Raw genomic sequence first — 20,767 nt, 5'->3', positions numbered from 1 at the left:
GTGCTATGAGCACTTTAGAAAAAATTGATGTCGTGATTATTGGGGCTGGGCCATCAGGTAGTTCTGCTGCTGCACTTCTTCGAAAAAAGGGCTATACCGTTACAGTCATTGAAAAACAGTATTTCCCTCGTTTTTCGATAGGTGAGTCATTGCTACCGCAGTCTATGGCGTTTTTAGAAGAGGCTGGCTTATTAGAAACAGTCCGTGAGCATGTTGAGCAGTATGCTTTTCAATTTAAAAATGGGGCAGCTTTTTTACGTGGCAAACAGCGTAGTTTTTATGATTTTACAGAAAAATTTACGGATGGGCCGGGAACGACTTGGCAAGTTCGTCGTGCAGATTTCGATAACTTGCTTGCAAAACAAGCTCAAGCTTATGGCGCAGACATTCGTTTTGGACATGAGGTTTTAGATGTTGATGTTGCATCTGAACAGCCTTTGCTTACTGTATTAGATGAAGAGCAACAGCGTTATCAGATTCAAACTAAATTTTTGTTAGATGCGAGTGGTTTTGGACGCATTTTACCAAAGCTTTTAGATTTAGAGAGCCCATCAAATTTTCCAGTACGACGTGCGCTGTTTACCCATATTGAAGATGGTATTGCCGATGATCCGGAGTTTGACCGCAATAAAATTTTAATTACTGTGCATGAAAAAGATCATCGCGCATGGTATTGGCTCATTCCATTTGCAGACGGACGGGCTTCTTTTGGTATCGTTGCAGAACAAGACTTTTTTGACAAATACACGGTCGAAAATGCTTCGGATAATGAACCTGAAGCAATGTTCAAACGTATTTTGGCTGATGAACCAAGCTTGTCACATGTTTTGCACCGTGCAAAGTTTGATACACCAGTGCGAACTTTAGTGGGCTACTCAGCAAATGTAAAACACTTGGCAGATCGCAACTATGCGCTATTAGGTAATGCGGGTGAGTTTCTTGATCCAGTCTTTTCATCAGGTGTGACGATTGCTCTTAAATCTTCAAGTTTGGCGGTTCCTTTGGTTGAACGAGTTTTACAAGGTGAGCAAGTTGACTGGTTACAAGAGTATGAAAAACCATTACGCCGTGGTATTCAGGTATTTCGTGCCTATGTTGAATCATGGTACGAAGGCGAGTTCCAAGATGTGGTGTTCTCGCAAAATCAGAATGAAGGTATTCGCCGTATGATTTCTTCATTATTGGCTGGTTATGCGTGGGATGAAAAAAATCCGATTCATAAAAATGCTAAGCGTAGACTCAGCACCTTGGCAGAATATTGTCGTGAAGGCTTGACGCAAGAACAGGTACTTGAGGGATAACCATGCAGCGCAAATGGGCAACGATATTACTCAGCAGCTTTTTATTTTTAAATGGTTGTCAGGTCATGCCACATGCCAAAGGGCTACAAAGTCCTCTATGGCAGGCTCAGACTTATCAAAGGCAAGATCAAGTTGAAGTTCAGTGGAAGCAGCAAAGTTTTAGCTTCTTGTTATATCAACAGCAAAAAGGTGCTGTACTGGATATGGTCGCTTTAAGCCTGACAGGCCAGCAATTATTTAAGTTACAGTTTGATGGGCATCGGGTTCATGTTGAACAGCGTATTGATCAAATGCGTTTATTGCCTTTTGAGTTTGTGGTACGTGACCTTTTGTTCGCAACATATCCTCAATTTTCACATTTAGGACAACAAGCTGTAGAGATGAAACAACAAGCAGACAAGCAGGTTGTTTATATTGAAAGGCAACCTGTGTTGCAGCTTAAACAGGGGCAAGGAAGCATTGAATTGATTAATGAACAAGTCCCTTATACCATGACGCTGAGTTCGATTGAGAACACCTTGCAGACAGAAGAAAGTTCTACGCCATGAAACATTTACCTTCAGAAAATGCAGCTCCAATGGCAGTAGGCATACAATTTAGTGTTGGTTTATCTGCATTAGGCTGCGAACTTAATCAAATTAAACAGGCATTACAACAGCCGCAGCAAACCTTGAGTTTGCGAGATGATTTAATCGCTGATCGTGATGTTTGGGTGGGACAATATACGCATCCATTATGTTCGAGCGTACCTCATGCTTTACAGTCTGTAGATTCACGTAATCTACGTTTTGCATTAACCGCATTATCTGAAATTGAAACAGAGTTAAAAGCCTATACGGCATCCTTTGAAAATAAACGTTTGGCCATTGTGGTGGGCACATCCACTTCTGGTATTGCAGATAATGAATTATTGCTTAAGCAATATTTTCAAGGGCAAACCGATCTATCGATATCTCATTATCCCCAAGAAATGAGCTGTTTAGCGAAAGCATTGCAGCAGTACTTAGGATGGGAAGGGCCAGCCTATACGATTTCAACAGCTTGTTCTTCAAGCGCTAAAGCATTAGCCGCAGGGCAGAGATTACTTCACGCAGATTTAGCCGATGTTGTGCTGGTTGGTGGCGTCGATACCTTGTGCAAGTTGACCCTAAATGGATTTAATAGCCTAGAGAGTTTATCTGAACATGTTTGCCAACCCTGCGGTGTAAACCGTGATGGTATTAATATTGGTGAAGCCGCTGCGTTTTTTGTACTAAGTAAAGAACAAGCACCTGTCATGTTAATAGGAGCGGGTGAATCTATGGATGCATGGCACATTTCGGCCCCGCATCCTGAAGGTGAAGGTGCCGCTTTAGCTATGCAACGTGCATTAGATATGGCTCAAATTTCAGCTCTAGAGATTGGTTATATCAACTTGCACGGAACAGCAACTCCACAAAATGACGCAATGGAAATTAAGGCTGTACGACAAGTTTTTGGTGATTACCAAGTTGCTTTAAGTAGTACAAAACATAAAACTGGACATTGCCTCGGCGCTGCTGGTGCCATAGAAGCTTTTATTTGTGAGCAAGTTTTAAAAGATCAAAATTGGTTGCCTTTACATCAAAATGTTGAGGTTGATCCAGAATTGGCCGACCAAAACTATGTGCAAGATGCTGAGCTAAAACAGCCCATCCGCTATGTCATGAGTAATTCTTTCGCTTTTGGCGGAAGTAATATTAGTCTTGTTTTTGGAGTGAAGCCCTGATGAAACTAGATGCAATTCAATATATTCCTCATGAACAACCGATGGTATTTATTGACCATTTAACCGAGTTTGCAGAAGGGCGGGCGCAAGCAGAACTTACGATTACGCCAGAGCTCATGTTTTGTGAAGCAGAAGGTTTGCCGACATGGGCAAGCATTGAAATTATGGCACAAACAATTAGTGCTTATTCAGGCTGGCAAGGTCAGCAGTCAAAAGAAGCGCCAAAAATCGGTTTTTTATTGGGAACGCGTAAGTTAAATTTGCCGATCCCTTATTTCGCCTTGGGTTCACGATTGATCATTCAAATAGAACAACAATATTTTCATGAAGGCCTTGGGCAATTTTCCTGTGAAATTCAATATGCTGAGCACTGCATTCAGGCAACGTTAAGTGTATTTGAGCCAACAGAATCACCATTTGAATAACCACAAAGAATTAGGAATACATTGTGACAAGACGAATTTTAGTAACGGGTTCAAGTCGAGGAATTGGGAAAGCGATTGCCTTACAACTGGCAAAGGGTGGTTTTGATGTAACAGTGCATGCACGTTCGCGTCAGGCTGATGCTGAGCAAGTTGTACAAGAGATTCAAGCGTTAGGACAAAATAGCCATTATCTAATGTTTGATGTAACTGAACGCCAAACCGTTCAACAGATTTTAGAACAAGATGTAGAGCAGCATGGCGCATTCTATGGTGTTGTTTTGAATGCTGGTCTTACTCATGATGGCGCTTTCCCAGCACTCACCGATCAAGATTGGGATGAAGTTATCTCAACCTCATTAGACGGTTTTTATAACGTATTAAAACCATTAGTTATGCCAATGATTCACTTACGTAAAGGTGGTCGTATTGTCACCTTATCTTCAGTTTCTGGGATTATGGGTAACCGTGGTCAGGTCAACTACAGTGCTGCAAAAGCAGGTCTGATTGGTGCGACTAAAGCCTTGGCACTCGAATTGGCGAAGCGAAAAATTACTGTGAATTGTGTTGCACCAGGGCTCATTGAAACTGAAATGGTGACAGATGAAGTCAAAGAACATGCGCTTAAAATGATTCCGTTGCAACGCATGGGACAGGTCGATGAGGTGGCGAGCGTGGTGAAATTCTTGTGTTCAGATGAAGCCTCTTATGTAACTCGACAGGTTATTTCTGTAAATGGGGGACTCATCTGATGAAACGTGTGGTCGTGACGGGAATGGCAGGAATTACCTCTTTAGGTGAAACTTCCGATGAGATCTTTGCTCGATTTGACGCTGCTAAAAGTGGTATACGCTACATGCCAGAGTGGGAGCAATATGTTGACCTTCGGACTAAGCTTGCTGGCCCTGTTGAAACATTCCATGTCCCAAAACATTTTAACCGTAAAGTTACCCGTGGCATGGGACGCGTGGCCTTAATGTCTGTGGTTTGTGCCGAAACTGCTTTACAAAATGCTGGTTTGCTTGGACACGAAATTTTATCTAGTGGCGAAGCCGGGGTTGCTTTTGGTTCATCTGCGGGTAGTGTAGATGCCGTGGGTGAATTTGCGAGCATGTTACTTCATCAGAGCATGAGTAAGATCAATGCAACAACCTATATCCGTATGATGGCCCACACAAGCGCGGTAAACATGACCGTATATTTTGGCCTAAAAGGGTTAACTTTACCGACCTCAAGTGCATGTACCTCTGGTTCTATGGCCATTGGGCAAGCCTATGAAGCAATTAAATATGGCAAACAACAGGTCATGATTGCGGGTGGTGCAGAGGAACTCAGTGCAGCAGGTGCGGCAGTTTTTGATGTATTGTTCGCGACTAGTGGAATGAATGACCAACCAGAAAAAACACCACGTCCATTTGATGCTAAGCGAGATGGATTAGTGATTGGTGAAGGGGCAGGCTGTTTAATTTTAGAAGAATATGAACATGCCAAAGCTCGAGGTGCTCATATTTATGCAGAAGTGATTGGCTATGGTAGCAATACTGATGGCCAACATGTAACCAAACCAGATGCTGAGATGATGGGCCGTTGTATGCAATTAGCCCTGAAAGATGCATCTGTAGAAGCGAAGGACATCGCTTATGTAAATGCGCATGGCACCTCAACTGATCAGGGGGATGTGGCTGAAAGTCAGGCGACAGCAACAGTTTTAGGACGTAAACCGATCAGCTCTTTAAAAAGCTACTTTGGACATACGCTGGGGGCGTGTGGAGCTATTGAAGCTTGGCTGAGCATTGAAATGATGAATCGTGGCCGCTTTATTCCAACTTTAAACCTAGATGAAATTGATCCATTGTGCGGTGATCTAGATTATATCGTTCAGCAGCCGAGAAATTTGGATGCGAACATTATTATGAGCAATAACTTTGCTTTTGGCGGAATTAATACTTCGCTTATTTTTAAACGTGTTAAACAATAAGGAACACAACAATGTTAAATAAAAAACTTTTATTTGTAGCAATGCTAAGTGCGGGTTTTACTGCAACTGTTCAGGCTGGAGATGAAGTACATCAGTTAAATTTTAAAGAAGCTGTAGACCGTGCAGTTGCAGATGGGACTTTAGATGGTTCAGTAAAGTTTTATTTAAAGGGTACAAAGTCTGGCGGTAAAATTATTCAAAAAGATGCGGTGACCAATAAAAAGACCAATGGTTTTGGTAAGTCAGCAGCAACGTCTTGTGACTGGGTTTTACGTTCAGCACTGATCCAAATGCAAAACAATGCTAAAGCACAAGGTGCAAATGCTGTTACCAATATTGTGAGCTATTTTAAAGCCAATGAAACTACAAGTACGACAACTTACGATTGCTATAAAGGTGCCATGATGGCGGGTGTTACCTTAAAAGGCGACGTGGTTAAATTCTAATTAATTTTAAGTAAGGTCGGGACAATGTCTAAGCGTAATATTGAAGTCTATACACAAACATTGTCCCAGCTTCTTTTAAAATCTAAACAAGATTTCCCGGACTTTCGTACATTTAATCATTATAAAAAACAGCAAATACATGATATTAGAAATGAGCTTATAGCGCAGAAATTACAAATTACAATAACGGATTTAGAGTTTGCAAAGCATGAACATGGCAAACCATATTTATTGAATCACGATTTAGATTTTAATCACTCTCATAGCCAACAGTATTATGCTTTAGCGATGAGTCAGCATGTTAAAGATATCGGTATAGACGTCGAAGAGTTAGACCGTAAAGTACGTTTGGAAGCTCTAGCTCAGCATGCATTTCATCCTGATGAATATGCAACATGGCAAAGTCTAGACCAAGATAGAGAATATTGGTTTAAAGTCTGGACGACTAAAGAGGCTGTTCTAAAAGCTTCAGGCCTTGGTATCCGTTTAGATTTAAATACTTTAAATACTCAAGCACATCCTACAGACCGTGGCGGAATATGTTCTCATCCACTGATCGGGACATTTGCTTATCAAAACTTCGTTGTGGGTAACATGATTCTAACAGTGGCATGGCGCTCAGAATTATCTTGCCGTGGTTTTCAGTTTCCTACAATACAGCTTCATTCACTTGATGCTTAATAAGCGAAATAGCAGACATAAAAAAACCGCGAATTACGCGGTTTTTTTAGTCTAGAGCAAGCTATAAAATTAAGCTTGACCTTCAACAGCTTGAGCACGTTGCATATTAGCTTCGAACTCTGCATCAAAGTTGATTGGTGTAAGAAGTAACTGTGGGAAGCTACCTTTAGTCACTAAATCATTTACCGCTTCACGTAAGAACGGGAACAAAATATTTGGGCAATAAGCGCCTAAAATATAAGGTAAGCGGTCTTCTTCGATGTTATCAATCAAGAAAATACCTGATTGAGTGATATCTACAATGAACGCTGTTTCGTTGTCGTTATTGGCTTGTACCACAACTTTTAAAGAAACTTCAAAATGAGTTGGATCAATTTTTTCTGCAGCAGAAGAAAGATTGATATTGAGTTCAGGTTGCCATTGTTTCGTAAAAACCTGCGCCCCAGGAACCTCAAAAGAAATATCTTTTGTATAAATACGCTCTAAAGCTAATTGTGGTTGAACTTGTTGTTCTTCGCTCATTGTTTTTTCCTTAATATGGATGCGAGATTAAGCCAATAATTCGTCGAGTTTACCTTCACGCTCTAAAGCATAAAGTTGGTCAAAACCACCAATAAACTGATCGTTAATAAAAATTTGTGGGACAGTACGATGATTAGTGCGTTGCATTAATTCAACACGTACTTCCGGTGCTTCGACAGAAAGATTTACTTCTTTGTAAGCAATACCTTTACGCTCAAGTAACTGTTTAGCACGAACGCAATACGGGCATACAGAAGTTGAGTAAACAATGACATTTGCAGCCATAATAATTCTCCTTAAGCTTTTGGTTTGCTTTTAACAAGAGGTAAGCCTTGTGCTTTCCAGTTACTAATACCGCCATCAAGACGATAGCTGTCATGGTGAGCAACTTTTTGCAAAGCACTACCAGCAACTTGCCCCAGATTGCAAATAAATACCAATGGACGGTCACTTGCTTTTAATTCATCAGCATGACTTGCAATTTGACTGAAAGGAATATTGCGGCTGCCGCTAATATGACCTTCACGGAAGTCTTTACTATCGCGCAAGTCGATGAGTATGGCATTTTTCGCTTTCACTAAAATACCAAGCGACTGTGGTGAAATTTTACGACCGTTACGTTGACCTTCAAAAATGAAGAACAACACGACCAAGACTCCGAGCGTACCAAACAAAATGGGGTGATTCCCCATAAACTCTAACCAGCGTTCCACAAGTCACCTAAAAAAAATTAAAAACAAAATTGACCTAGAGTATAGCGTATATAGATGGTGATCAAAATCACCACTTCAAGGGCAAAGCGGGCAGAAAATTAGTTTTTTTGCTGTGCTTCTTGAATCTCATCATTTAAACGCAAAAAGCTATCTAGGCGCCGTGGTAAAATTTCACCAGATTCTACAGCGTGTTTTAACCCACAGTTCTTTTCATGGGTATGGGTGCAATTACGGAATTGGCAAGAACCCAAATGTGCTTCAATTTCTGGAAAGCCCATACGAATTTTTTCTAAATCAAGATGCCAAAGTCCAAACTCACGAATTCCCGGAGAGTCAATTAACGCGCCATTTTTACCGAAATTCATTAAACGTGTAGAGGTGGTTGTGTGCTGACCGAGTGCAGAGTTTTCAGAAATAATATTTGTTTTTTGCTCTGCATCTGGAATGAGCACATTAATTAAAGAGCTTTTCCCTACACCTGATTGTCCAACGAAAGCTACTGTTTCACCATCTAAACGTTCAGATAAAGCAGAAATATCTCCCTGTTTAGACTGACAAATCATCACTTCATAACCCAAAGTTTTATATTCTTCTAATAGCGTAAGAATTGGGTCATTCTCGGTTAATAGATCAGATTTATTTAAGACTAAAAGTGCCGGAATGTTAGCATCTGCGCAAGCAACTAAATATCGATCAATTAACGTTGGCGCAGGCTCAGGAAGTGGAGAAAATACAATTACAATCAAACTGATATTTGCTGCAACTGGTTTAACCTTGTGATAACGGTCTGGACGGGTAAGTAAAGAGGTACGAGGGTGAATGGCTGTAATAATGCCTAACCCCGTGTTTGGGTCAGCTTGCCATTTAACTCGGTCACCAGTCACAAGTAACTCAAGGTTTGTTCGAGTATGGCAGCGCCATACACTTTTGAGCTCGATAGGTTTCCAGAAGGGTTCTGGTTCTCCTTCGGCGACTTGAGGTTTTTCTGGGTGATGCTCAGGTACAGAGAGTGCCTGTACTTCGAGTTGGCGACCATAATGTTGTACAACAAGTCCGTCCAAATCTTGTGAAGTATCGGCCTCTTCTTGGCGAGTTTTGTGCTGTTTTTCAATACGACGTTGCTGTTGTTCAGTTAAACGACGCTTACGAATTAAAGCCATTCATATCCCAAAAAAACCACTGTTTGAAGATGGCAAAAATAGCATGAAGCGGCTATAGAATTACAGCGCAGATGCAAGAAATTTGCTACTATTGATGTTTTTACGGCATTTTAGAACGTACATACATGAGCAGTACTTTAAATACACGATTAATTTGGATTGATTTGGAAATGACCGGTTTAGATACCGATAATGACCAAATTATTGAAATCGCAACAATTATTACAGATGATCATTTAAATGTACTTGCCGAAGGTCCGGTTTTAGCCGTTCATCAGCCTGACCGTATTTTAAATGCAATGGATGAGTGGAATACCCGCCAACATGGGCAATCTGGGTTGGTTGAACGAGTTCGTCGCAGCAAATTAACAGCTCGTGATGCTGAGTTACAGACTTTAGAATTCCTAAAAAAATGGGTCAATCCAAAAGTTTCACCGATGTGCGGTAACTCGATTTGTCAGGATCGCCGTTTCTTACACCGTCTTATGCCTGAACTAGAGCAGTACTTCCACTATCGTAATCTTGATGTATCTACGATAAAAGAACTCTCAAAACGCTGGCGTCCTGAAATCATGAGCGGTCTGAAAAAGAATGCATCACATTTGGCAATGGATGATATTCGTGATTCGATTTCCGAGTTGAAATATTACCGTGAATACTTTTTTATTATGAACACTGACGGTAAAGATTAATAACTTTGCCCAAGTGATATGAAAGGGGGCTATTGCCTCCTTTTTTACTGTTTAAAGGACATTGTTACAATAATGCCGACCCTCTGATTTGGCTTTCATATTCATTTTGCTTAAAATGATGTTTTAAATTTTTTTATTATAAAAAGAGAGCATTTATGCAAAGTAATAATCCGATACTGACGCGTGTTGAAACGGTCAGTGACTATAGTCAACCGATGACTGTGCAAGGTGCGATTCAAAAATCTATTATGTTGACAGTCATTGCAGCGACTGTGGGCATTGCTTTATTTTTATACGCAGCTTTTACTGCAAATGTGGGTATTGCTTACGCCGCTTCAATTGTTGGTGCAATTGGCGGATTGGTTTTAGCCTTAATTGCAACATTCAAACCGACGACTGCACCCACCTTGGCAATTCCATATGCACTCTTTGAAGGCGCATTTTTAGGTGGTATTTCATTTACTTTTCAAATGAAATACCCAGGTGTACCGTTACAGGCCTTATTAGCAACCTTCGTTACGACTTTGGTGATGTTTGGTTTATATAAATTTAAGATTGTACGTGCAACGGAAAAATTTAAGTCAGTCGTGATTTCTGCGTCTTTGGCTATTTTTCTTGTATTTATTGTGCAGATGATCATGCGTTTAGCGTTTGGTTCAAGCATTCCTTATATTTTTGAAAGTAACTGGTTAGGCATTGGTTTTGCTGCATTTATTGCAGTCATTGCTTCACTTAACCTGATTTTAGACTTCGATTTAATTGAAACCAACGCAGCTTACCGTGCTCCAAAGTTTATGGAGTGGTTATGTGGTATTGCGTTACTCTCAACTTTAGTTTGGATGTATATCTCTTTTTTACGTTTGATTGGTTTGTTATCTGACGACTAAGATTATATTCATCTAGAAGTCGCTCCTCATGTGGAGCGATTTTTTTTCGTGCGATTTTTGAAAAAAGATGCATTATGCAATTTCGAAAAACGTTGAATATTGGCATTATGCTTTAAATTGTTTTGAGTGAGATCGGCATGACACAAGGACTTTTAGTAGGTAAACGCTTTTTGATTGCAGGCGTTGCTAGTAAATTATCAATTGCTTTTGGTATTGCCCAAGCATTACACCGTGAAGGTGCAGAGCTTGCGTTTACTTATCCAAACGAAAAATTAAAAAAACGTGTGGATGAGTTTGCTGAGCAATTCGGTTCTAAGCTTGTGTTTCCATGTGATGTTGCAGTTGATAGTGAAATTGACAATGCATTTGCAGAACTTGCAAAACATTGGGACGGTCTAGATGGCGTAGTTCACTCTATTGGCTTTGCTCCTGCACATACGCTTGATGGTGACTTTACTGACGTGACTGACCGTGACGGTTTTAAAGTTGCTCATGACATCAGTGCATACAGCTTTATTGCAATGGCACGTGCTGCAAAACCATTATTACAAGCTCGCCAAGGTTGTTTGTTGACTTTGACTTATCAAGGTTCTGAGCGCGTTATGCCTAACTACAACGTTATGGGTATGGCAAAAGCTTCTTTAGAAGCGGGTGTTCGCTACTTGGCATCAAGCTTGGGTGTTGACGGTATTCGTGTAAACGCGATTTCTGCAGGTCCAATCCGTACTTTGGCTGCTTCTGGTATTAAATCTTTCCGTAAAATGTTAGATGCCAATGAAAAAGTTGCTCCGTTAAAACGCAATGTAACCATTGACGAAGTGGGTAATGCTGCATTGTTCCTTTGCTCACCTTGGGCTTCAGGTATTACTGGTGAAATTCTATATGTAGATGCTGGTTTCAATACTGTAGGTATGAGCCAATCTATGATGGATGATGAATAAGTTTTAAAATTTATTCAGCCATAAAAAAGCCGTAGTTGAAGGACTACGGCTTTTTAAATTGGTGCAAGTTATTGAGGAAGTTCTTTTACAGAGGAACCCCCTAAAGCTTGCATGAGGGTGACATACGCGTTGTATTGACTTTGTTTGGTTTCAACAAGGCTTAATCTTGCGGTGCGTGTGGTTTGCTGAGCATCGAGAAGTGTTTTTAAAGCAACAGCACCATAACGGTAGCGGACTTCAGTTAAACGTTCAGTTTTTTCTGCAAGTTCAACATTACGTTCTTGTAAGGCTACTTGTTTATCCAGTTCGGTACGACTCGATAAAGCATTTTCGACATCAGCAAAAGCCTGATAAAGCGTTTGACGATATTGAATAATCGCTTTTTCATAATCCAGATTGCTAATCGCGATATCTTTCTTCATATCATTATATTGCAAAAATGGTAAGCTTAAACTTGCACCTAAAGTTAGGGCAGGGTTACGTAACAGTTCTGTCAACGATGTACTGCTTGAGCCCAAACTACTGGTTAAGCTAATTGATGGGTAGTAGCTTGCTTTAGTTGCATCTTTAGTCGCTAGCGCCTTTTTCAAACGAAGCTCAGAGGCTTGTAAATCGGGACGACGCGATAAAATATCAGCAGGTAAACCAGCACCAATTGCAGGTAGAGCAGTGCGTGGTAAGCGCTTTGGCTCTTGAATGTTTAATTGTTGCAATGGCTCATGCAATAACACCGCAATAGCCGTTCGTGTTTCAACCAATTGTTGTTCAATCTGGCTTAAACTCGCTTTCTGGCTTTGTACTGATTGTTCTGCTTGAGTCAGATCTACACCTGAAACAGCACCAGCTTTATATTGAATTTGTACCAAGTCATAAAGCTTTTGAGAGGTTGCTAGACTTTGCTGTGCAGTTGTGTAGCGCTCATTTAGATAACCCAGTTGCCAATAAAGTTTAGCAGTGGTTGCAATTAAACTTTGCCCAGTGGCTTGCAGGTCTTGTTCAGTCGCCAAAGCTTCCCATTTGCTTGCTTCAGTTTGACGTGCAAGCTTACCAAACAAATCAAGCTCATAGCTTACACCCGCACTCATTGATAGCCCTTTAGAACTGTCATCTCCTGAGTTCAAATCAAAAGAGTGTCCAGTTGAAACACTAGAGTTAGTACGTAAGCCTTGTTTATTTGCTGTTAGGTCAGCTTGTAGACGGGCTTGTTTTAAGGTAATGCCAGCAACTGCTAAATCGCTGTTACGTTCTAATACATTGCTTACAAGCTGATTAAGCTGTGCATCGTTGAAAAGCGTCCACCAACGATCAGAATATTGATCGGCAGACATGTTTTTTGCTTTTGCTGTGTCATATTGAAAACTACCCGGAACTTGTACCGCAGGTGTTTCATAAGGGGTTTTTACTACAGCTGCACATCCTACAAGAGAACTCGTGAGGAGAAGTGCTGTGCTGAGTTTAGTCATAGAGAAAGACATGCAATTTTCCTTATTCTCGTGATAGTGCGGCAACAGGGTCAAGTTTCGCGGCATTCTTGGCAGGCAAGAAGCCAAATACGACACCAATCAGTGTTGAACAGACAAATGCTGCAATAATAGAGGTGCTTGAATAAGCCACGCTAAAGTTCCCGCCGGCAAATTTATTAATGAGTTGTCCAAGGCCAAGCGATAGCAAGACGCCAAGCACACCACCAATTAAACACACTAAAATTGCTTCAATCAGGAATTGCTGCAAAATATCACTTTGTCTCGCACCCACAGCCATACGCACGCCAATTTCTTGAGTACGTTCAGTCACAGAAACCAACATAATATTCATCACCCCAATACCACCAACGACCAGTGAAATTACGGCAATTGCTGAAACTAGAAGAGTCATGGTACTGGTTGTTTTTTCGATAGTTTGACGGATACTGTCACTGTTCATGGTGAAAATATCTTGTGCACCATGGCGCTGGGTTAATAAGTTTACAATCGCATTTTCTGCGGCTGTAGTTGAATATTTGTCATTAATGCGGACCACGATATTGCGTACATTAGACTGACCCAGCATACGGCTCATTACGGTTGTATAGGGCATATAGACATTTAAAGTATCGTCTGAACCCATACCACTTGTTTGTGGTTCTACAACGCCAATAATACGCGCTGGTACACTACCAAGTAGTACCACTTGGCCAATTGGGTTGGTACCGTCACTAAAGAATTGTTTTTCAGTATTGGTATCAATCACAACATCCTGTGAGCGATCACGAACACTACGCTGATCAAAAGTTTGTCCATCTTTAAAAACAAGACCTTTTACATCGAAATAATCGTTACTCACACCATTAATGGTCGCATTTGCTTCATTCTGCTGATAACGCATGGTCTTTGAGGTGCTGACCATTGGGCTGACAGCACTGACATACGGCTGGGTCATTAATGCATCAGCATCGGCAGGCACCAAGGTTTTAAAACTGGCGGTTTTAGAATTGTCACCAAATCCTCGGCCTTGAAATACCGTAATCGTATTGGTTCCGAGACTACTAATATTACTTAAAATTTGTTGTTGAGAACCTTTGCCTAGCGCAACCACCGTAACAACAGAGGCAATACCAATAATGATCCCAAGCATGGTTAAAAAAGTACGCATGCGATGGGCATTCATAGACAGTAAAGCCATTTGGAATGCTTCTGACAGGCGGTCTAAAGTCGAGCGCCATGCAGAAATACTTTTGCCTTTCTTCTGTTTCCCTTGTAATGCTGGAGCAGCATCTGGATCAGATTTAATGGGCTCTGCTGCTTGATCAGGAACATTAGGACGGTCGCTAATAATTTCTCCGTCACTAATCTCGATAATACGAGTCGCATTTTTTGCAACTTGCATATCGTGGGTGACTAAAATAATAGTGTGACCTGCGGCATTAAGTTCACGCAAAATACGCATCACTTCAACACCACTATGAGAGTCGAGCGCCCCCGTTGGTTCATCCGCAAGGATAACGTCACCGCCATTCATCAGCGCACGGGCAATCGAAACACGTTGCTGCTGACCACCAGAAAGTTGGCTTGGTCTATTAAGTGTTTTAGTGCCTAATCCTAATTCGGTAAGTAGGGCCGTTGCACGTTGTTTACGCTCAGAAGGTGTAACACCTGCGTAAACCGCTGGAACTTCAACGTTACCCTCAGCAGATAAGTCACCGAGTAAATGGTAGCGCTGGAAAATAAAACCAAAATATTCACGGCGTAGTCGAGCGAGCTGGTCTGGTTCAAGTTTTCCGGTTTCTTGCCCACTCACCTTGTAACTACCACTAGTAGGGCGGTCCAAACAACCTAATATATTCATGAGGGTTGATTTACCAGAACCAGACTGTCCAACAATGGCAACCAGTTCACCTTCATAAATAGTAAGGTCGATCCCTTTTAAAATTTGTATTGTGCTTTCGCCAGCAGGGAATTCCCGGACCAGATTGCTGACTTCAAGCAAAGCTTGTTTTGTCATGCTTACATTCCCATTGGGCCACGGCGACGGTTATTACCACTATTTGCAGAAGCAGCAGAATTTTCTGAACTATCTGCAATCACAACTTGGTCACCTTGTTTTAATCCGGCAAGCACTTGTGCATTTACACGGTTGTTAATACCAACCAAAATTTGTTTCGGTTTGGTTGTACCATCAGCTTGTAATACGCGTACAACACTTAAAGTTAATTTGCCTTGTTCAATTAATTGTTTTTGCTCAGCAGTTAAATTTAAACGTTCTAAACGAGCACCATTACCTTGATGTTTGCGTTCTGTACTTGGAACCGAAGCAGCTTTATCTGTAGATTGACCTGATTTTCTTTGGCCTGAAAATTGTTTAGAGCTCAGTGCAGATGACGGAACGAGTAAGGCATTTTTAGCTGAATTTAATACGATATAAACTTGTGCTGTCATATCAATACGCAATTTACCATCCGTATTTGGCACATCGAATAAGGCATTATAGTAAACAGCTGAACTGGTCGTTGAGCTTGTATTACTTGTTGATTCGCTTGAAATTGAGTCAGGAGCAGGTTCAATCTGACGTAACGTTGCGTAGCGCTTAGTTTCATCACCTAAAGTTGTAAAGTAAACCTGTTGTCCTTTTTCAACTTTCATAATGTCAGCTTCACTGACCTGCGCTTTAATCGTCATGTTTTGTAATTTTGCAATTTTGACAATGGTTGGTGCGCTTTGGTTGGCGTTTACGGTTTGGCCTTCTTCGGTCACAATTGCGACCACTGTACCATCAGTTGGCGCAACAATACGCGTATAACCAATATTGGTTTGTGCCGTAGATTTTGTAACTTTTGCAGATTCGATTTGCGCATCTAAAGCTTTAATTTGTGCCTGAGCTGTTTTATAGCTTGCCTCGGCCGATTCTAAATCTGCACGTGGTGTTGCATCTTGCGCATACATTTGTTGCTGACGACGGTATTCAAGTTGTTTTTCATTTAAAGAAGCAACTTGTTGAAGACGCTGTGCTTCTAAATTTTTAATATTTGCATCAGAAGTTTTTAAACTATTTTCTTGGGTGGTTGAGTCAATTTGTGCAATAAGTTGGCCTTGCTTAACCTGATCGCCAAGTTGTACATACATCTTTTTGACCTGACCTGATACCTGTGCACCGACACTAATAAGTTTGGTTGCATCAAGTGTTCCTGTCGCAAGTACATTATTTTCAATATCCCCACGTGTCACCTCAGCAGTAATATATTGGGGCTGCTGTTGTTTAGGTTTTAAAAACTTCCACGCTAATACAGCAATAATGACTATACAGACGATGATAATAACAAGTTTGATTGGCTTTATTTTTGGCATGGCGAGAGGTCGAAAAGTTTAAAATTTAATTAAGTATAAAAGCGAAATGAGGATAAAACGTGAATTTTTATGATATTTCAGGAATGAAGAAAAATGATTCAGCCGAATTAATGTATAAATAATGTTTTCCCACATAATTCAGCAATCGCTTGCTGCATTAAATGTTCTGCATTTTCGTTCGACATTCCTTTAATTGCTGCATCAATTTGCAATAGCAGGGTAGACCAGCCTAAAAACTGTTGTGGATTTAATCTTCTCAAAGCTTGTTGATATAAACCCACCTTTGTTTTCCATATGCCAAGCTGTAAGGCATTATGAGGCTGTTCAAACAATTGCATTAACAAGCGCATTTCTTTACTTAAAGTCCATAAAATCAGACTATCAGGTTCGCCTGCTGCAATTAAATATTGAAAAATCTTAATAGATTGGCCAAGGTTGCCTTCTAATAATGCATCACTTAAATCATAGGTGGTATAGCGTGACTGATCTTGTAGACAAGCATATAAATGCTCAATCAAAATCAGTTTTTGATCTGGAAAGGTATCTCTTACACGCATCAAGCTGTTTTTAGCTGCGAGCAAATTGTGCTCATGATGTTGCATTAACCACTGCCAAGCATCGTTATCGAGCTCGATCTCAAGCTTTTCTGCTTCTACGTTTAAAATACGTTGACGGTCTTGTGGGTAATTTGCTGTTAAGGAAACAACTACGCCATTTGCTTCAACAACTTGAAAAAAAGCAGATTTTAAACTGCTACTATCTTGTTTGGGTAAAACAATTAACAGCAGGTTGTGTTCATTATGTTGTATATAACTTTTAAGTTGTTTTAAGCCATTCGCATCAGGTTTTATATTGCCATGTACTTCAATAGCAAGCTGCTGAGAGAATAAAGATAAGCTATTCAGTGCGTTAAAGACATTTTTCCAGTCGCTCACGCTACTAATATCATAACGCTGTCTTTCAACTTCTTGTTGCTGCCAGCTTTTGCGAAAAGCATCTAATAAATTTTGTTCTAGTAAGGGCTCTTGCCCATGCAAAATCCACGCACCCCGAGCTTCCGGAGTACGTTTTAAGGCTTGTAAATAGTCAATTTTCATTGCGGGCAAAAATACAGATTAAGGCTGAGCTTTTGGTAAACGATTTGCTGAAATCTGACGAGTAATCTGTTGTGCAATATCATCAATCACAAGACGTTGTAAGTAACTTTCTTGCTGATTTTCAGTGTTGACTGTTGCCAAGTCATATTGATAACTACGAGATGCAGTTAATGAGCGTGGTTCAGTAATTTTATTACCCTGACGATCTTCAATCTGGAAGGTTACAGTTAAGCGTAATAATACTTCTGTCAGTTTTCCGTTTAAAAGCTGACGACGTGGTGTGTACTCTAAAACACGGAGTACATAGGCATCATTATCATTGCTGAATTGAACACCATTGGCAGCCAAATATACTTTTAACTGCGTTTCCAAATCATCAGTTTTAGCTGGTAATTCAAGGCTTAACTTTTTATAAACAAGCGGAGTCGCAGTCGGGTTGGTTCCTTTTAAATGAAATCCACACCCGACTAAGCCTGCACTAAGGCCTAAGGTTAAAACAACAGCGGCTAAACGTTTGGCTAAGTGCATGCTTGATCCTCTCATCAATAATTTTAATTAAACCACGAGGTTAACTAATTTATTTGGAACCACAATTTCTTTTTTTGTTGGTCCAGTTAAGAATTGTTGAACTTCAGGTAGAGCTTTAGCTTGAGCTAATAGATCTTCCTTAGAAATATCAACAGAAACTTCAAGTTTACCGCGAAGTTTACCGTTAACCTGTACAACAATCGTTTGCGTATTACGTGTTAACGCAGAAGCATCCACTTCAGGGAAGGTTGCTTTAGTTACATCTGTACCAAATTGAGCCAATAAAGTTTGGCTTAAATGCGGTGCAAACGGTTCAAGCAAAGTTAAAAGTGTGGTGATCGCTTCACGCTCTACAGCAATGTCGTTGTCATCTTTTGCTTCAAACTTGTTGCTTGCATTTAATAACTCCATTAAAGCAGCAATCGCAGTATTGAATGCATGACGACGTTCAATATCATCACTTACCTTTTGAATGGTTTCGTGTGTTTTACGACGTAAATCTTGAGCTTCTTTAGATAAATTAGCTGTATCGATTGTAGAAGCTGAGTTGCCTTTTTCAAGGAAGCCAGCTACAAGGCGCCATACACGTTTCAAGAAACGGTTTGCACCTTCAACACCTGCATCAGACCATTCTAAAGATTGATCTGGTGGAGCAGCGAACATCATGAATACACGAGCAGTATCTGCACCGTATTGATCAATAATCGCTTGTGGGTCAATACCGTTGTTTTTCGACTTAGACATTTTTTCTTGTCCGCCGATGACAACTTCTTGACCGTCACCTGAATATTTTGCAGAAAGAATACGACCTTTCTCATCGCGCTCTAATTCGATGTCAGCAGGGTTGAACCAAGTTTTCTTACCATTTTCTGCTTCACGATAGAACGTATCTGCAAGCACCATGCCTTGAGTTAACAAGTTAGTAAATGGCTCGTTACCTTGTACTACGCCTTCATCACGCATTAATTTGTGGAAGAAACGTGCATAAAGTAAGTGAAGAATTGCGTGCTCAACACCACCGATGTATTGGTTTACAGGAAGCCAGTTTTGAGCAGCTTCAGGTTTAACCATACCGCCAGTGAAGTCAGGAGAAGCATAGCGTGCGTAGTACCAAGATGACTCTACGAATGTATCTAGAGTATCTGTTTCACGACGAGCATCGCCGCCACAGCAAGGACATTTAGTTTCATAGAACTCAGGCATTTTGTTAAGTGGATTGCCTGAACCATCTGGTACAACGTCTGTTGGTAATACAACAGGAAGTTGGTCTTCTGGAACTGTGACTTGACCACAAGTGTCACAGTTAATCATTGGAATTGGACAACCCCAGTAACGTTGACGAGAAACACCCCAGTCACGTAAACGGAATTGAACTTTAGAATTTGCTAAACCTTGTGGTTCTAATTTCGCAAGGAATGCGTCAAACGCAGCTTGGAACTCTAAGCCGTCAAACTCGCCAGAGTTAACAAGTTTACCTTCTTTAGAACCGTACCATTCTTGCCACTCAGTTGCAGAGTAATCTGCATCGTCAGTGCCTTTGGCATCAATCACTTGTTTAATTGGCAAGCTGAACTTGTTTGCAAATTCAAAATCACGTTCGTCATGTGCAGGCACAGCCATTACCGCGCCAGAGCCATAAGACATTAATACGTAGTTTGCAATCCAAACAGGAAGCTCTTCACCAGTTACAGGATGTTTTACAAACAAGCCTGTTGCCATGCCTTTTTTCTCGGCTGTTGCCAAGTCCGCTTCAGCAACTGAGCCCATGCGGCATTCTTCGATAAATGCAGCCAATTCAGGGTTGTTTTCAGCAGCTTTAAGCGCAAGAGGGTGTTCTGCTGCAACAGCAACATACGTCACACCCATTAAAGTGTCAGCACGTGTTGTATAAACAGTTAAGCCATCAGCATAGATTTCTGTATTGGCAGATGGGAAAGTAATTTCCATGCCAGTAGAGCGACCAATCCAGTTACGTTGCATGGTCAACACTTGTTGAGGCCAGCCATCTTGTAATGTGTCAAGGTCGTCTAATAATTCTTGTGCATAATCCGTGATACGGAAGTAGTACATTGGAATATCGCGTTTTTCAACCAATGCACCTGAACGCCAGCCACGACCATTTTCAACTTGTTCGTTTGCCAAAACTGTTTGGTCAACCGGATCCCAGTTTACTGTTGAAAGTTTACGGTAGATCAGGCCTTTTTTATAAAGCTGAACAAATAACCATTGTTCCCAGTGATAGTACTCTGGTGTACAGGTTGCAAACTCGCGGTCCCAGTCTACAGATAGACCTAATTTTTTTAATTGGTCACGCATGTAGGCAATGTTTTCAAATGTCCATTTTGCCGGAGCAACTTTATGGGCAATTGCAGCGTTTTCCGCTGGTAAACCGAATGCATCCCAACCCATAGGTTGGAGCACAGTTTCACCTTTTAAACGATAAAAACGGCTAATTACATCGCCAATTGTATAGTTACGCACATGCCCCATATGCAGCTTGCCGCTTGGGTAAGGAAACATTGACAGGATGTAGCGATGTTTACCTTCGACAGTGTCGGCAACTTTAAAGACTTTACGATTTTCCCAATCTTGTTGAACTGATGGTTCAATCGTGTTTGCTTGATATTCGGGGTCAATGTGAGAAATAGTCATAGACGTAAGCTATACAACAAAAATTGATATTAAAGATTGTTGCACAGCATAGCGCAAAATCGACAAAAATGCAGTTTTGGGATGGATTTATTTTCCGCTAAAAATTAAACAGGAATAAACCTGAAAAAAGCAGGGCAGTCATAAAAAAAGAAAAGTGGAAAAATCAAATAAGATGAAAAA

21 protein-coding genes are annotated in these 20,767 nt (G+C 40.8%); 11 read left to right on the top strand and 10 right to left on the bottom strand.

Features of this window, described 5'->3' with window-relative positions; genetic code table 11:
* The first annotated feature begins 5 nt into the window (after positions 1-5).
* The 8 genes from ACINWC141_RS10320 to ACINWC141_RS10285 are packed head-to-tail and all read left to right on the top strand — an operon-like array spanning position 6 to position 6,575.
* Positions 6-1,301: an NAD(P)/FAD-dependent oxidoreductase gene (locus ACINWC141_RS10320; protein ID WP_009390719.1), complete on the top strand. Its 1,296-nt coding sequence runs from the start codon at positions 6-8 to the stop codon at positions 1,299-1,301.
* A gap of 2 nt (positions 1,302-1,303) precedes the next feature.
* On the top strand, positions 1,304-1,849 hold the full coding sequence (locus ACINWC141_RS10315; protein WP_009390803.1) for a DUF3261 domain-containing protein: 546 nt from the start codon (positions 1,304-1,306) through the stop codon (positions 1,847-1,849).
* Positions 1,846-3,048 (top strand): beta-ketoacyl-[acyl-carrier-protein] synthase family protein, encoded by a 1,203-nt coding sequence (locus tag ACINWC141_RS10310; protein WP_009390742.1) that lies wholly within the window; start codon positions 1,846-1,848, stop codon positions 3,046-3,048. The genes ACINWC141_RS10315 and ACINWC141_RS10310 overlap by 4 nt, the downstream gene beginning before the upstream one ends.
* A complete protein-coding gene (locus tag ACINWC141_RS10305; RefSeq protein WP_009390898.1) occupies positions 3,048-3,473 on the top strand; it encodes a hotdog family protein in 426 nt (141 codons plus the stop codon). Before ACINWC141_RS10310 ends, ACINWC141_RS10305 begins: the two co-directional genes overlap by 1 nt.
* A gap of 23 nt (positions 3,474-3,496) precedes the next feature.
* Positions 3,497-4,222, top strand: a complete 726-nt coding sequence (locus tag ACINWC141_RS10300; RefSeq protein ID WP_009390701.1) for a 3-ketoacyl-ACP reductase FabG2 — start codon at positions 3,497-3,499, stop codon at positions 4,220-4,222.
* Positions 4,222-5,448: a beta-ketoacyl-ACP synthase gene (locus ACINWC141_RS10295; protein ID WP_009390735.1), complete on the top strand. Its 1,227-nt coding sequence runs from the start codon at positions 4,222-4,224 to the stop codon at positions 5,446-5,448. The genes ACINWC141_RS10300 and ACINWC141_RS10295 overlap by 1 nt, the downstream gene beginning before the upstream one ends.
* Positions 5,449-5,459: 11 nt before the next feature.
* The gene (locus ACINWC141_RS10290; protein WP_004794675.1) at positions 5,460-5,894 is read left to right on the top strand and encodes a hypothetical protein; all 435 of its coding nucleotides are present in this window, start codon (positions 5,460-5,462) and stop codon (positions 5,892-5,894) included.
* A 24-nt stretch (positions 5,895-5,918) separates the two neighbouring features.
* Positions 5,919-6,575 (top strand): 4'-phosphopantetheinyl transferase family protein, encoded by a 657-nt coding sequence (locus ACINWC141_RS10285; protein ID WP_009390691.1) that lies wholly within the window; start codon positions 5,919-5,921, stop codon positions 6,573-6,575.
* Between the two features lie 69 nt (positions 6,576-6,644).
* On the opposite strand, the gene secB is transcribed toward ACINWC141_RS10285, so the two are convergent.
* From secB to rsgA, 4 genes are all read right to left on the bottom strand, one after another.
* Positions 6,645-7,097 carry a protein-export chaperone SecB gene (gene secB, locus ACINWC141_RS10280; protein ID WP_009390836.1) on the bottom strand — a complete coding sequence of 151 codons (453 nt, stop codon included), beginning with the start codon at positions 7,095-7,097 and terminating at the stop codon, positions 6,645-6,647.
* A 27-nt stretch (positions 7,098-7,124) separates the two neighbouring features.
* The gene (gene grxC / locus ACINWC141_RS10275; RefSeq protein WP_009390671.1) at positions 7,125-7,382 is read right to left on the bottom strand and encodes a glutaredoxin 3; all 258 of its coding nucleotides are present in this window, start codon (positions 7,380-7,382) and stop codon (positions 7,125-7,127) included.
* An 11-nt stretch (positions 7,383-7,393) separates the two neighbouring features.
* Positions 7,394-7,810: a rhodanese-like domain-containing protein gene (locus ACINWC141_RS10270; RefSeq protein ID WP_004794673.1), complete on the bottom strand. Its 417-nt coding sequence runs from the start codon at positions 7,808-7,810 to the stop codon at positions 7,394-7,396.
* Positions 7,811-7,908: 98 nt separating this feature from the next.
* Positions 7,909-8,970, bottom strand: a complete 1,062-nt coding sequence (rsgA, locus tag ACINWC141_RS10265) for a small ribosomal subunit biogenesis GTPase RsgA (RefSeq protein ID WP_009390770.1) — start codon at positions 8,968-8,970, stop codon at positions 7,909-7,911.
* A 125-nt stretch (positions 8,971-9,095) separates the two neighbouring features.
* Between rsgA and orn the strand changes: the two genes are divergently transcribed.
* From orn to ACINWC141_RS10250, 3 genes are all read left to right on the top strand, one after another.
* Positions 9,096-9,662: an oligoribonuclease gene (orn, locus tag ACINWC141_RS10260; protein WP_009390807.1), complete on the top strand. Its 567-nt coding sequence runs from the start codon at positions 9,096-9,098 to the stop codon at positions 9,660-9,662.
* Positions 9,663-9,817: 155 nt separating this feature from the next.
* Positions 9,818-10,549: a Bax inhibitor-1/YccA family protein gene (locus ACINWC141_RS10255; RefSeq protein WP_009390706.1), complete on the top strand. Its 732-nt coding sequence runs from the start codon at positions 9,818-9,820 to the stop codon at positions 10,547-10,549.
* 137 nt (positions 10,550-10,686) lie between these two features.
* Positions 10,687-11,490 carry an enoyl-ACP reductase FabI gene (locus tag ACINWC141_RS10250; RefSeq protein WP_009390813.1) on the top strand — a complete coding sequence of 268 codons (804 nt, stop codon included), beginning with the start codon at positions 10,687-10,689 and terminating at the stop codon, positions 11,488-11,490.
* 68 nt (positions 11,491-11,558) lie between these two features.
* On the opposite strand, the gene ACINWC141_RS10245 is transcribed toward ACINWC141_RS10250, so the two are convergent.
* The 6 genes from ACINWC141_RS10245 to leuS all read right to left on the bottom strand — a co-directional run bounded on the left by ACINWC141_RS10245 (position 11,559) and on the right by leuS (position 20,587).
* Positions 11,559-12,953 (bottom strand): efflux transporter outer membrane subunit, encoded by a 1,395-nt coding sequence (locus ACINWC141_RS10245; RefSeq protein WP_081400106.1) that lies wholly within the window; start codon positions 12,951-12,953, stop codon positions 11,559-11,561.
* A 22-nt stretch (positions 12,954-12,975) separates the two neighbouring features.
* Complete coding sequence (locus tag ACINWC141_RS10240) at positions 12,976-14,970, bottom strand: MacB family efflux pump subunit (protein WP_009390666.1); 1,995 nt, start codon at positions 14,968-14,970, stop codon at positions 12,976-12,978.
* Positions 14,971-14,972: 2 nt separating this feature from the next.
* Positions 14,973-16,310: a MacA family efflux pump subunit gene (locus tag ACINWC141_RS10235; protein WP_009390736.1), complete on the bottom strand. Its 1,338-nt coding sequence runs from the start codon at positions 16,308-16,310 to the stop codon at positions 14,973-14,975.
* 107 nt (positions 16,311-16,417) lie between these two features.
* Positions 16,418-17,407 carry a DNA polymerase III subunit delta gene (gene holA, locus ACINWC141_RS10230; RefSeq protein WP_009390791.1) on the bottom strand — a complete coding sequence of 330 codons (990 nt, stop codon included), beginning with the start codon at positions 17,405-17,407 and terminating at the stop codon, positions 16,418-16,420.
* Positions 17,408-17,425: 18 nt separating this feature from the next.
* Positions 17,426-17,935 (bottom strand): LPS-assembly lipoprotein LptE, encoded by a 510-nt coding sequence (locus ACINWC141_RS10225; protein WP_009390692.1) that lies wholly within the window; start codon positions 17,933-17,935, stop codon positions 17,426-17,428.
* A gap of 27 nt (positions 17,936-17,962) precedes the next feature.
* Complete coding sequence (leuS, locus tag ACINWC141_RS10220; RefSeq protein ID WP_009390798.1) at positions 17,963-20,587, bottom strand: leucine--tRNA ligase; 2,625 nt, start codon at positions 20,585-20,587, stop codon at positions 17,963-17,965.
* Positions 20,588-20,767 lie beyond the last annotated feature (180 nt).

The sequence above is a fragment of the Acinetobacter sp. WC-141 genome (assembly GCF_000313935.1).
Taxonomy (GTDB): domain Bacteria; phylum Pseudomonadota; class Gammaproteobacteria; order Pseudomonadales; family Moraxellaceae; genus Acinetobacter.
This window is presented reverse-complemented; position numbering and strand designations above follow the sequence as displayed.